Here is a 12,563-nt window from a genome sequence, read left to right on the forward strand (position 1 = left end):
CGCCTTACTGAGGAGCGATCTTGAAGCTGCCATCCTTGAAGGTGTTCGCCAGATTCATGACCATGCCGGAGTCGGGAAAGCCGTTGCGATTTTCTGCCGTCCAGGTATAGGTGGCATAAACGCCCGGAAAGTCGCTCGTGCTTTCGAGTGTCTTGCGAAAGGCCTCGGCATCGGTGCTGCCATTCTTTTTGACTGCGTGCTCGATGATCTTGACGGTGTCGTAGCCGAGCGCGACCCACCAGAATGTAAAGTCAATTTTCCCGCCCAGTTTCGGTCGCATGGCATCCATCAGCGCTTGCGTGCGCTCGGGGAGTTTGCCCGAGGCGTCGTAGGTCGTGCTGACATAGCCGGCCCCATAGGTGTTATCCCAATACGAGGGCTTGTTCAGCAAGTCCCGAATGGGCAGGCCCATGAGCGCGGGGTGACCCACGACCGGGACGTCCCACTGCATGTTTCCACGCGCATTGAGGATGCGGGCCAGCAGGCCCGTAGCGGCCGACCAGGGCATGATGACGTCCGCACCGGCTTCGCGCGCTTTCTGGATTTCGTCGGTGACGCTGGTCTTATTGGGATCGATCAGGACGGAGTACACCGGCTTGATATCCAGTTCTTCAAGCAGGGCTGCGGCACGCTTTGCCGAGGATGCGCCATAGCCGCTGGTGTCGCCAATCACGGCGATTTTCTTGAGCTTCAGCGTTTCCAGGGTGTATTTATTGGCAGAGGAAATCCACTGGTCGTTCGTATTGATCACCCGAAAAGCCAGGGGATATTTTTTGGCGTTGGTCAGCGAGTCGACGGTCCCGATGATGAGGTTGGGCACGCCGGCTTTTGACAGGATAGGCACGGTCGCCAGCGACTCGCCGGAGTTGACCGGCCCGATGATAAACGACACTTTGTCGTCGTAGGCCAGTTGTTTGGCATAGCTGACGGCCTTGGTGGGGTCGCCCGCCGTGTCACGGGTGAGCAGTTCCAGTTTACGGCCGTTGATGCCGCCCGCGTTATTGATCTCTTCGACTGCGAATTGCACGCCCTGGTTCTCGGCGATGGCGGCAGAAGAGAGCGGACCGGTCAATGAGGATAGCCAGCCTATCCGGATGGGTCCGCTTTCCTCTGCCGCGTGAGCGGGCAGAGCGGCCGTGGCCATCGTGGCCAAGCAAAATATAGGCGCTGCAAGTTTCTTGAAAATGATCATGTTTGTCTCCGTCTGTTTTTACCCAGTTCTGATCCTGGGTTTTTCGGCAAGGTTGTGCACGAGCGGTCGGCGCGTGCGAATCCACACTCAGCTGCCGCTGGCCGCGCGTGGGGAAATCAGATAGGGGTCAATGCTTTCCCAGTCGAAGGTAAAGCCTGTGCCGGGACGATCGGGGACCGCCACGCAGCCGTCGGCGTCGACCGTCATACGCTCATGGAAGAGGGGTTCGAACCACGGCATGTGTTCGGCCCACGTTGCATTGCCCGCGGCGGCGACGATATGCAAGCTGTGCTCCGTGAAAATGTGGGGTGCAACAGGGAGATCGTGCGTAGCGAGATACCTGACGGCTTTGAGCATTTCGGTATAGCCGCCCATGCGCTGCAGGTCGGGCATGAACACACTGGCTGCGCGTTCGCGCGCCATGCGGCGAATGCCATAGCGCGTATATTCCGTTTCGCCGCTGGCGATGGGCATGGGCAGGCGGCGGACAATCTCGGCGGCGCTGTCGTCATCCCATGTGGGAACGGGCTCTTCGAACCAGGCCAAATCGTAGGGGGCGAGCTCACGGCCCAGGCGCAATGCCCGACTCAGATCCAATCCCTGATTGGCATCTGCCATCAAGGTGATCTGATCTCCTATAACGTCACGCACGGCCTGGACGCGGGCGATGTCTTCTTTCCAGTCGGGCGAACCCAGCCGCATCTTCATGGCCTTGAATCCCTGGTCCAGGAACGCACGCGCTTCTGCGCGCAATTCGTCGCGGCTGGACGATAGCCAAAGTCCAGCGCTGGCGTACACGGGGACGCGGTCCCGGTGTGCGCCGAATAGCTTATACAAGGGGCGATTCGCCAGTTTGCCGATGCAATCCCAGCACGCAATGTCGATCGGGTTGTAGGCCAGGATGGCTATGCCGCTCTGGCCGTAGAAATTGCAACTACGAAGAAAGTCTGTCCAGAGTGCCTCGACATCATGCGGATCACGACCTATTAACAACGGTTCGAGCGATCGAGTGAATTGTGCGATGGCCTCCAGTCTTTGTGCATTGAAGCAAAAGCCATAGCCTTCGCCCGTGACACCCGCATCGGTCTCGATAGAAACCAGCAGGCAGCAGACGTCCGCAATTTCGTGGATAGAGGTTTTGAGAGGGCGTGGAAGAGGGATCGTGGCAAGCCGGACGTGCAAGGCGATAATGCGTACAGCACTCGACATGAAAAGTCTCCGCGATAAGGGTTTACCAGGGGATTGGCGCAGTGGCCGATACGCGTGCAAACGATACGCATGTACGGTCAGGTCGAGCATGCGTACACAGGTCAATAAGGAAGTATGGTTACTAGGCGCGGCTATTACTAATATTTTTTTGAAGGTTGGTTGATATCTATTGCGTATCGAAATTGTCGTGCGCCGACCCTTCGGCTTGTGCGGCGGTATGATGAGGTTATTGTTGCCGGTATGGTGCCGGCATGCCGGACTCCAGGAGAATATTGCATGAACGAAGTCATCATCGCTGCTGCTACCCGGACTGCCATCGGCGATTTTGGCGGCGCGTTGAAAGACGTGCCGCCTATCGATCTGGGGGCCGCCGTTATCAAAGAGGCCCTGGTGCGTGCCGGGGTCGGGGGCGACGAGGTCGGCCATGTCGCGGTGGGCCACGTTATCAATACCGAACCACGTGACATGTATTTGTCGCGGGTCGCCGCCATGAATGCCGGCATTGCCAAAGAAACGCCTGCGTTTAACGTCAACCGCTTGTGCGGCTCGGGGCTGCAGGCCATCGTGTCGGCGGCACAGACGATCTTGCTGGGCGATGCCGAAATCGCCATTGGGGCAGGGGCGGAAAGCATGAGCCGCGCACCCTATATCGCGCCGGCGCAGCGCTGGGGCGCGCGCATGGGGGACGCGAAGATGCTGGATATGATGACGGGCGCGTTGTCGGATCCGTTCGCCGGTATCCATATGGGTGTGACCGCCGAGAACGTCGCGGCCAAGTTCGGTATCAGCCGCGAGGATCAGGATGCCCTGGCGGCTGAGTCTCATCGTCGTGCGGCCGCCGCTATCGATGCGGGTTATTTCCGCGACCAAATCGTGCCTATTGTGCAAAAGACGCGTAAAGGCGATGTCGTCTTTGATACGGACGAGCACGTGCGGCGTGATGTGACCGTCGAGAACCTGGCTGGGCTGAAAACCGTGTTCCAGAAGGAAAACGGCACGGTTACGGCGGGTAACGCCTCGGGCTTGAATGACGGTGCGGGTGCAGTCGTGCTGATGAATGCCGCAACCGCTGAAAAACGCGGCGTCAAGCCATTGGCGAGGCTGGTCGCTTATGCCCACGCGGGGGTTGACCCCAGCATCATGGGCATTGGGCCGATACCCGCCACCCAGGCCGTCTTGAAGCGCGCCGGTCTTACGGTGGATCAATTGGACGTCATCGAGGCCAACGAAGCCTTTGCCGCGCAGGCGTGCGCAGTGGCCCGCGAGTTGGGGCTGGACCCGGCCAAGGTCAATCCCAACGGCAGCGGTATCGGCCTGGGGCACCCCATTGGCGCGACCGGGGCCATCATTACCGTCAAGGCGCTGTACGAACTGCAGCGTATCCAGGGACGTTATGCCTTGGTGACGATGTGCATTGGCGGCGGGCAGGGCATTGCCGCCATCTTCGAGCGCGTCTAAAGCAAGTCCTCATCACGGCCCGGGTGTTTGAACTTCGTTCAGGCACCCGGGCCGTTGTGGCGTTTGGGCTGGCCATCGTTGCGGTCTGGCTACAATCACGCGGTTATTGTCTGAGCCATTCTGATGCCCACCCGTACTACGCCCGCCGCTGCTGACCAACCCAATCTGTCCGAATCCGACGGTATCCGGTATCTGCACTTTGGAACGGAGTGGATTCAGGGCGCCATGCGCATCAAGGCGCCCGGCGAGCTGGTGCTGGAGTACACCGCCCAGATGATGGCCTGGTTGCTCTTTCTGGCGCCACCGAAAGAAGAGTCGATTGGTTTGCTTGGTCTGGGTGCGGGTTCGCTGACACGCTTTTGTCTGAAGCACACGCGCAGCCCCCTGGCCGTGGTGGAATGGAATCCCCAGGTCACCGCGGTGTGCCAGATGTTCTTTCGCTTGCCTGCCTCCTCGCGCCTGAGCGTGCACCATGACGATGCGGCGGTCTGGGTGGCCGATCCGCAACGCGCGGGGAGCTGCCCCGTGCTCATGGTGGACCTGTACGATGCCTCGGCGCGCGGTCCGGTGCGCGACTCGGTGACTTTTTATCGACATTGCCGCCGAGTTTTGGGCGAGGTCGGGGTCCTGTCGGTCAATCTATTTGGCCAGCACGAGAGCTTTGACCGCAATATCGAAAACCTGCGCGTGGCATTTGACGATCGTATCGTGCTGTTACCCGAGATTGACGCCGGCAATCAGATCGTGTTGGCCTTTAGCGGCCCGTCACTGGGCATCACCCCGGCGCAACTCCTTGCCCGGGCGGAAGAGGTGGAAAGCCAATATGGCTTGCCCGCTCGTCGCTGGGCGCGCGCGCTGACCCGCCACACGGTGAACGGCATTCTGCATTTCTGATGCAGGCGTTTCTCCGCGCAATTTTCTCTTGACTAAGGGATTGCCCTAGGTAATGGCAGGCTTTCGTACGGCCGCGATAACTACTATGATGTGAATTCCTATAATTATGAATTATAGAAAGCCTGAACGGGTTCTCCATGACTATACGCATCGTTCGTCAAGCGTTGTATCTCGAGGTCGCCGACCGCTTGCGGGGCATGATCCGGTCACAGGCGTTGGCCAGCGGTGAATGGATCGACGAGGTACGCCTGACCCGTGAGTTGGGCATTTCACGTACGCCGCTACGCGAGGCCCTCAAGGTATTGGCCACCGAGGGGCTGGTGCGTCTGGAGCCGCGTCGCGGCTGCTTTGTGAATGAGCTGTCACTGCAGGATCTGGAAGACATTTTCCCCTTGATGGCTATGCTCGAGGGGCGCTGTGCATACGAGGCCACATTGAAAGCCACAGGCAGCGAGTTGGCCGACCTGGATGGCCTGCATCAGGCATTGCAAGCCCATGCGTCAGCGGGGCAGATCGACGCGTATTACGACACGAATGCGCAAATTCACGAGGCGGTTCAGGCCCTGGCCAATAACCGCTGGCTATCCGACATGGTGGGTAATCTGCGCAAGGTGCTCGGCCTGTTTCGTCACAAGAGTCTGGTGGTGCCCGGCCGCATTCATGAGTCCTGCGCCGAACACATGGCTATTTTCGCGGCGCTGAAGGCGCGCGACCCCGATGCTGCCGAGGCGTTGGCCCGCAAACATTTGCTTCGCCAATTGGATGCGCTGCGTTTGCTGGCCCGGCAGGCCGAGGCGGCCACTGCCGCGGCCAACCCTGTCGATCCACTTTCGTCCCCCAGTATGTCCGCTACACAGGAGACTACCCATGCCCGCCCTAGACTCCAACCCGCTCGCTCGCGGCGCTCGGCCGCCTGAGGCCGATCCCATGTCGGATGAAAAAACGGTCGTCGAAAGCGCCAGCCTGATCACACGCCTTGGTCGCTTGTGGGACCGGGACCGGTTGCCCGGCACGGCTGAAATTCTGCCGCTGTTCCAGGCCCGGCTGACCGATGTGGCGGCCAATAAACTGGCGCGTACCTGGTGTGCGTCGTATACCGCCGCCGATGGCAAGCGCCGGCGCGAGTTGCTGGCCGGGTTGGCACAGGTCGATGCCGGACTGCAGCCGCGCGGAGATCGTGGTCTGATTCTTTTCAAGCGCTTGAACGCGTTGCCCGATGGCTTGCGCTTTCTGGTGGATTTGCGGGCCGACATGCTGCGTTGGCGCAAGCAGGTGGCGGGTTTGCAGGCCCTGGACAAAGACCTGGAAAGCCTGCTGTCCGCCTGGTTTGATGTGGGCTTGCTGGAACTGCGCCCCTTGACCTGGGATTCACCGGCCTCATTGCTGGAAAAGCTGATCATCTACGAGGCCGTGCATGAAATTAAATCGTGGGACGACTTGCGTCATCGCGTGTCTCCCGATCGCCGCTGTTATGCCTACTTTCATCCGCAAATGCCGGACGTGCCTCTGATTTTTGTCGAGGTGGCCTTTTCGGCGCAGATGGCCGACAACGTGCAGGTCTTGTTGGACACCACCTCGCCGGTACAAGATTTGGACAAAGCCCGATGGGCGATCTTTTATTCCATTTCGAATACACAGCCGGGACTGCGCGGCATCAGTTTTGGCAACTTCCTGCTCAAGCGCGTGATTGATCGCTTGCTCGAGGAATTGCCCAAGCTGCGTTCCTTTGCCACGCTATCGCCTATCCCAGGCCTGGTCGATTGGCTATCGCGCCTGAGCGCCGCCGAGGTCGAGTCTATCGTGCGCGATAAGCAACGCACACGCGCCGGGGCGCCTGATGGCGCGCGCTGGGCCGCGCGGCTGACCAAGGCCGCAACGGGCAAGCCATCGGAGGTTGTGCAGCGCGCCGCGATGCGGCTGGTGACGCAGTATCTCTTGACGATGAAAAACGGCCAACCGATTGATCCTGTTGCCCGCTTTCACTTGGGTAACGGCGCACGCATCGAACGCCTGAATTGGGCCGCGGATATCTCGGCCAAGGGCTTGGCGCAGTCTTGCGGCATGATGGTCAACTATCTGTATGAACTGGAAGAACTGGACGCGAATCTTGTGCGGTTAGGCGAGGGTAAACCTCGCATCAGTCGCGGTATCGCGCGTATCGGATAAGGACGTCATGAGCGAACAGAACGTATCGGTCCCTGACCAGGGTCAGGGACCGGATCAAGGGTACGGGCAGGGTAGTGTCGCCATGACGCGCGAAGAGGGCTTGGCATGGGTGACGCTATCGCATCCCGGGCGTCTGAATGCCATCACCATTTCCATGTGGGAACAACTGCGCAGCGTGTTCGACGCTTTGTCGGCAGACACGTCCGTGCGTTGCGTCATTGTGCGTGGAGAGGGGGGGCAGTTTGCCGCGGGCGCCGACATTCGTGAGTTTGCACAGCAGCGTGGAAACATGGCACAGGTGCGCCGCTATCACCAGCATATCCTGGCCCCGGCACTGATGGCCGTCGCCAATTGTCCTCATCCTGTCGTGGCCCAGATCGACGGGGTGTGCGTGGGTGGTGGCCTGGAAATCGCCTGTCAATGCGATCTGCGTATTGCCGGCGAATCAGCGCGTTTTGGCGTGCCCATTAACAAACTGGGTTTTCCCATGGCGCCTGACGAAATGCGGGGATTGTTGGCGCTGGTAGGGCGTGCCACCACGTTGGCGATTTTGCTGGAGGGGCGTGTATTCGACGCTGCCGAAGCCCGGTCGCTGGGCTTGCTGACCCGTGTCGTCCCGGATACCGAAGTGGCCGCTCAGGCTCGCGCCAGCGCGGATCGCATTATGCGCGGCGCCCCGTTGGCTGCACGTATTAATAAACGCCAGTCACGCCATTTGCAGCAAGGCGCGCCGCTGGAAGAATCACACTATCAAGATTTTTTTTCTTACGCCGAAAGCCAGGACCACCGTGAAGGCGTCTCCGCCTTTCTGGCAGGGCGGGCGCCGGTATTTACAGGAGACTAAATAAGGTGAATAACGCCAATTTGTACACTGTGCTGGCTAGCGGTTTTCCCGCGGATCGTCGTCAAGTGGCTCTGGAAACTCCCGAGCAGCTCTACACCTGGGACGACATCGATCATGCCAGCGCATGCCTGGCCAATTTGTTGAGCTCGCTCGATTTGCCCGATGGCTCACGCGTCGCGGTACAAGTTGAAAAGTCACCTGAAGCCCTGCTGCTGTATTTGGCCACGCTGCGTGCGGGCCTGGTATATCTGCCCTTGAACACCGCCTATCGCGAGTCGGAAATCGCTTATTTCCTAGGGGATGCCGAGCCGGCCGTCGTGGTGTGTTCCAGTAAAAATCTGGGCTGGGTCAGCAAAGTGGCCGAGCAGGCCGGTACGGCCCATGTATACACCCTGGACGAGAATCGTACGGGGTCCTTGCTGGATGCCGCGGCAGGATTGAGCCAGTCGTTCGAGGCCGTGGAACGCGGGACCGATGACCTGGCGGCCATTCTCTATACCTCGGGGACCACGGGCCGCAGCAAGGGCGCCATGTTGTCGCATGGCAATCTAGCCTCCAATGCGCAGGTATTAAAGCAGTATTGGGGCTGGCGTTCGGATGATGTGTTGTTGCACATGTTGCCGATCTTTCATGTACACGGCTTATTTGTGGCCTCGCATGGTGCTTTGCTGGCCGGTGCGCGCATGGTCTGGTTGCCCAAGCTGGATATGGAGCAGGCATTGCGTTATCTGCCGCGCTGCACGGTAATGATGGGGGTACCCACGTATTACGTGCGCCTGTTGGCCGATGCACGGTTTACGCGCCAGGTGTGCCAGCGCATGCGCTTGTTTATTTCCGGCTCGGCGCCGCTGTTAATGGAAACGTTCGACGATTTTCGCGAGCGTACCGGCCACACGATCCTTGAACGTTATGGCATGAGCGAAACGGTCATGCTCACCTCGAATCCGTACGATTCGGCCAATGGTGAACGCCGGGGCGGCACAGTGGGCAAGGCGTTGCCGGGCGTGCAGGTGCGCGTGGTCGATGATCGCGGCGCGACGCTGGGCGCGGGGGAGATCGGCAATGTGCAGGTGCGTGGCCCGAATGTGTTTTCCGGCTATTGGCGCATGCCTGAGAAAACCCGCGAGGAGTTCACCGCGGATGGTTGGTTCCGCACCGGAGACGTCGGCCGCTGGGGCGGCGAATCGGGCGGGGCTGACGTCCCTGCCGATTATCTGTCTATCGTCGGCCGCAGCAAAGACTTGATTATTTCGGGCGGCTACAACGTTTACCCCAAGGAAATCGAGTTGATCATCGATGAAATGCCGGGTGTGCTGGAGTCGGCCGTCATTGGCGTGCCGCATCCCGATTTCGGTGAGGCCGTCGTTGCGGTGGTGGTGGCGCGTGACGGCGCCGTGCTGGATACCGCTGCGATGCAGGATGAATTGAAAACCCGCATCGCCAATTTCAAGGTTCCCAAACAATTGCATTTGATTGGGCAACTGCCGCGCAACACCATGGGTAAAGTACAAAAAAACGTCCTGCGCGAGTCATACACGGCCGCGTGATTTTGATTAACTGTTCCAGACAGGAGGCCCGCACCCTACCAGGATAATGGCTACCACAACCGCGCTCGCAGGAGGTGAGAAACACCGGGACGCGCGGCGGAAGTATTGATGCATTCATATAGAACAAATACGGGCGGCGCCGCGGCGCTGTTTCAATCGAGGAGACGAAATGAAGCATTCCATGATTCGTGCATTGAGTTTGGCAACTGCGCTGGGAGCCTGCGCGGCACTGGCGCCGACTGCCGCGATGGCAGATTGGCCCGATCATCCTATTAACCTCATTGTGCCGTTTCCGGCGGGTGGGGGGACCGATACCTTTGCCCGGCCACTGGCACAGCAACTCAGCATGCAGCTCGGTCAAACCGTGGTGGTGGACAACAAGGGCGGGGCGGGCGGCACAGTGGGTGCGTCCGTCGCGGCGAAAGCCAAACCGGATGGCTATACCTTTTTTATGGGTGGCGCCCATCATGTGGTGGCACCTGCCTTGTATAAAAATCTGACCTATGACATCCAAAAGGACTTCGTGCCCGTGGCGTTGTTGGCGCAACCACCGCAAGTCGTGGTGATCAATACGTCCAAACTGCCAGTCAACACGTTGCAAGAGCTCATTGAGTATGCGCGTAAACGACCGGGCGAGATCAACTTCGGCACTGCGGGCAAGGGCAGTACTCACCATCTGGCGGGCGAGATGTTCGCCATGCAGACGGGCATCAAAATCGTGGACGTGCCGTATCAGGGAGCGGGGCCTATGCTGTCGGCATTGATCGGCGGCCAGGTCGATATGGCGTTTGACGGTTTGGGTTCGTCGGCCGGGCACATTCGCTCTGGCACGATCAAACCGCTGGCGATGGCGGCCGCACAGCGTTCGCCGTCCTTCCCGGATGTGCCGACGGCCGCCGAAGCGGGTGTGCCCAATTACGAGGTGTCGACCTGGTACGCCATGTGGGCGCCCGCAGGTACCCCGCAGCCCATCGTGGACAAAATGATCGCCGAGGTCACCAAGGCGCTGAACAACCCCAAGGTCAAACAAACCTGGGCCGGCAACGGGTCTGCCACACCCGATCTCACCGGTGCAAAGTTCGGTGAGTTTGTGGATAGCGAAGTCATCCGCTGGGGCAAAGTCGCCAAGGACTCCGGCGTTACACTGGATTGATGGTAGGTGCGGCTGACGTGCGCGTCGCGCACGTCAGCCGTTTTGTTTTCTTGCCTGGGCGGAGATGGGCTTAAGACGGTATATTCACAGCTTAAACTAATGGCACACGAACCATTAAACTAAGCAACACACGGGCGGGCAGATTGGCAACAAGCCGACGATGCCCAGTGTGTACCACCAATAACACCCAAACGGTGCAAGGAGCAAACCCAATGCGAATCGGAAAAAAACATTTTCTGGCGATGGGGGCAGTAGCAGTGGCGCTGGCTATCTACGGAACCCCTGCTGCGGCAAAACAAAAATCAGTGGCCGTGACAGCCATCGTTGAGCATCCCGCGCTGGATTCAGTGCGCGACGGCGTGAAAGACGCGTTAGAAAAAGCTGGCTACGAGCCTGGTAAAAATCTGAAATGGCAGTATCAAAGTGCGCAGGGCAATACCGGTACCGCGGCACAGATCGCCCGTCAGTTCATTGGTAACCGTCCCGATGCCATTGTGGCCATCGCGACGCCTTCGGCGCAGTCTGTCGTTGCCGCGACGAAAGATGTTCCGGTGGTGTATTCCGCAGTGACGGATCCGGTTGCCGCGCAACTGGTGCCCAGCATGGGACCCTCTGGCACCAACGTGACCGGCGTATCGGATTTGCTGGCGCTGGACAAGCAGATCGAGCTCATCAAGAAAATCGTACCCGACGCCAAGCGGGTGGGGATTGTCTATAACCCGGGCGAGGCAAACTCGGTCGTGGTGGTCAAGCAACTGCAAGCGCTGTTGCCCAAGGTCGGCATGAGCCTGGTCGAAGCCGCCGCGCCGCGTTCGGTTGACGTCGGATCGGCCGCGCGCAGTCTGATCGACAAGGTCGATGTCATTTATACCAACACCGACAACAACGTGGTGTCGGCGTACGAGTCCCTGGTGAAGGTGGGCAACGATGCCGATATTCCGCTGATCGCGTCGGATACCGACAGCGTCAAGCGCGGTGCGATCGCGGCGCTGGGTATCAACTACTACGACTTGGGCGTGCAAACGGGCAAAATCGTTGTGCGCATTCTCAAGGGTGAAAAACCTGGCGCCATTGCCTCGGAAACCAGCACGAATCTCCAGTTGTTTGTGAATCCGGGCGCTGCGAAGGCGCAAGGCATCACATTGCCTGAGGACCTGGTGAAATCCGCCGCCGAAGTCATTAAGTAATCGCCGGCGGGATTTCATTTATGTCTTTATTTTCGTTACTTGGCGCGCTGGAAATTGGTCTGATTTTCAGTCTGGTCGCGCTAGGGGTGTTTATTTCTTTTCGTTTGCTGCGCTTTCCCGATCTGACGGTGGACGGTAGCTTTCCGCTGGGCGGCGCGGTGGCGGCAACGCTGATTTCCGGCGGTGCAGATCCGTTTTCGGCGACGGTGGCGGCCACGGTTGCCGGGGCTGCGGCGGGGTTTATCACCGGTTGGTTGAATGTGAAGCTGCGCATCATGGATTTGCTGGCCAGCATTCTCATGATGATTGCGCTGTATTCCGTGAATCTGCGGGTCATGGGACGACCCAACGTCCCGTTGATTACCGAGCCGACGGTTTTTACGATTTTGCAGCCTGAGTGGCTAAGCGACTATGTGGCGCGCCCGCTGATTTTGGTGGGCGTGGTGTTTGTCGTTAAATTGGCACTCGATTGGTTTCTGGGGACTCAGTCTGGTTTGGCAATGCGTGCCACGGGATCGAACGGTCGCATGGCACGTGCTCAGGGCGTCAATACCGGTGGCATGATTTTGGCGGGCATGGCCTTGTCCAACGCGATGGTCGGTCTGGCGGGAGCGCTGTTTGCACAAACCCAAGGCGGAGCGGATATCTCGATGGGTATCGGCACGATTGTGATTGGCCTGGCCGCGGTGATTGTCGGCGAGAGTATTTTGCCGTCGCGCAAGTTGGTCCTGGCGACACTGGCAGTTGTCCTGGGCGCGTTGGTTTACCGGTTCTTTATTGCGCTGGCGCTCAATAGCGATTTGATCGGCCTGAAGGCGCAAGACCTGAATCTGGTGACGGCGTTGCTGGTCACGGTTGCACTGGTGATCCCTATGCTGAAGCGCCGTTTGCTCGGCAAGAGGGGGGGCTGATC

General features: G+C 59.4%; 11 protein-coding genes. 9 read left to right on the forward strand and 2 right to left on the reverse strand.

Annotated elements, in window-relative coordinates:
- Positions 1-4 precede the first annotated feature (4 nt).
- Positions 5-1,192, reverse strand: coding sequence for an ABC transporter substrate-binding protein (locus ACYVDM_RS16580; protein WP_415787170.1), 1,188 nt, complete (start codon positions 1,190-1,192; stop codon positions 5-7).
- Positions 1,193-1,279: 87 nt separating this feature from the next.
- Positions 1,280-2,401, reverse strand: a complete 1,122-nt coding sequence (locus tag ACYVDM_RS16585; RefSeq protein ID WP_415787172.1) for a mandelate racemase/muconate lactonizing enzyme family protein — start codon at positions 2,399-2,401, stop codon at positions 1,280-1,282.
- Between the two features lie 276 nt (positions 2,402-2,677).
- Here ACYVDM_RS16585 and bktB point away from each other — a divergent pair, with 276 nt between their 5' ends.
- The 9 genes from bktB (at position 2,678) to ACYVDM_RS16630 (ending at position 12,561) form a co-directional block, all read left to right on the forward strand.
- Positions 2,678-3,859 (forward strand): beta-ketothiolase BktB, encoded by a 1,182-nt coding sequence (gene bktB, locus ACYVDM_RS16590; RefSeq protein WP_415787174.1) that lies wholly within the window; start codon positions 2,678-2,680, stop codon positions 3,857-3,859.
- Positions 3,860-3,982: 123 nt separating this feature from the next.
- On the forward strand, positions 3,983-4,753 hold the full coding sequence (locus ACYVDM_RS16595; RefSeq protein WP_415787176.1) for a class I SAM-dependent methyltransferase: 771 nt from the start codon (positions 3,983-3,985) through the stop codon (positions 4,751-4,753).
- A 137-nt stretch (positions 4,754-4,890) separates the two neighbouring features.
- Positions 4,891-5,670 (forward strand): GntR family transcriptional regulator, encoded by a 780-nt coding sequence (locus tag ACYVDM_RS16600; RefSeq protein WP_415787178.1) that lies wholly within the window; start codon positions 4,891-4,893, stop codon positions 5,668-5,670.
- A complete protein-coding gene (locus ACYVDM_RS16605) occupies positions 5,621-6,919 on the forward strand; it encodes a malonyl-CoA decarboxylase domain-containing protein (protein WP_415787180.1) in 1,299 nt (432 codons plus the stop codon). Before ACYVDM_RS16600 ends, ACYVDM_RS16605 begins: the two co-directional genes overlap by 50 nt.
- 82 nt (positions 6,920-7,001) lie before the next feature.
- On the forward strand, positions 7,002-7,763 hold the full coding sequence (locus ACYVDM_RS16610; protein WP_415788821.1) for an enoyl-CoA hydratase/isomerase family protein: 762 nt from the start codon (positions 7,002-7,004) through the stop codon (positions 7,761-7,763).
- 5 nt (positions 7,764-7,768) lie between these two features.
- Positions 7,769-9,310, forward strand: a complete 1,542-nt coding sequence (locus ACYVDM_RS16615) for a malonate--CoA ligase (RefSeq protein WP_415787182.1) — start codon at positions 7,769-7,771, stop codon at positions 9,308-9,310.
- A 169-nt stretch (positions 9,311-9,479) separates the two neighbouring features.
- The gene (locus ACYVDM_RS16620; RefSeq protein ID WP_415787184.1) at positions 9,480-10,463 is read left to right on the forward strand and encodes a Bug family tripartite tricarboxylate transporter substrate binding protein; all 984 of its coding nucleotides are present in this window, start codon (positions 9,480-9,482) and stop codon (positions 10,461-10,463) included.
- Positions 10,464-10,675: 212 nt separating this feature from the next.
- Positions 10,676-11,650 (forward strand): ABC transporter substrate-binding protein, encoded by a 975-nt coding sequence (locus ACYVDM_RS16625; RefSeq protein WP_415787186.1) that lies wholly within the window; start codon positions 10,676-10,678, stop codon positions 11,648-11,650.
- A gap of 20 nt (positions 11,651-11,670) precedes the next feature.
- Positions 11,671-12,561, forward strand: coding sequence for an ABC transporter permease (locus ACYVDM_RS16630; RefSeq protein ID WP_415787188.1), 891 nt, complete (start codon positions 11,671-11,673; stop codon positions 12,559-12,561).
- Positions 12,562-12,563 lie beyond the last annotated feature (2 nt).

This window comes from Bordetella tumulicola, from assembly GCF_054779135.1.

What these genes read in the sequence shown, in the direction of transcription:
- ACYVDM_RS16580 (WP_415787170.1), bottom strand. Translation starts at nt 1,192, where the DNA reads ATGATCATTTTCAAGAAACTTGCAGCGCCTATATTTTGCTTGGCCACG.
- ACYVDM_RS16585 (WP_415787172.1), bottom strand. Translation starts at nt 2,401, where the DNA reads ATGTCGAGTGCTGTACGCATTATCGCCTTGCACGTCCGGCTTGCCACG.
- bktB (WP_415787174.1), top strand. Translation starts at nt 2,678, where the DNA reads ATGAACGAAGTCATCATCGCTGCTGCTACCCGGACTGCCATCGGCGAT.
- ACYVDM_RS16595 (WP_415787176.1), top strand. Translation starts at nt 3,983, where the DNA reads ATGCCCACCCGTACTACGCCCGCCGCTGCTGACCAACCCAATCTGTCC.
- ACYVDM_RS16600 (WP_415787178.1), top strand. Translation starts at nt 4,891, where the DNA reads ATGACTATACGCATCGTTCGTCAAGCGTTGTATCTCGAGGTCGCCGAC.
- ACYVDM_RS16605 (WP_415787180.1), top strand. Translation starts at nt 5,621, where the DNA reads ATGCCCGCCCTAGACTCCAACCCGCTCGCTCGCGGCGCTCGGCCGCCT.
- ACYVDM_RS16610 (WP_415788821.1), top strand. Translation starts at nt 7,002, where the DNA reads ATGACGCGCGAAGAGGGCTTGGCATGGGTGACGCTATCGCATCCCGGG.
- ACYVDM_RS16620 (WP_415787184.1), top strand. Translation starts at nt 9,480, where the DNA reads ATGAAGCATTCCATGATTCGTGCATTGAGTTTGGCAACTGCGCTGGGA.
- ACYVDM_RS16625 (WP_415787186.1), top strand. Translation starts at nt 10,676, where the DNA reads ATGCGAATCGGAAAAAAACATTTTCTGGCGATGGGGGCAGTAGCAGTG.
- ACYVDM_RS16630 (WP_415787188.1), top strand. Translation starts at nt 11,671, where the DNA reads ATGTCTTTATTTTCGTTACTTGGCGCGCTGGAAATTGGTCTGATTTTC.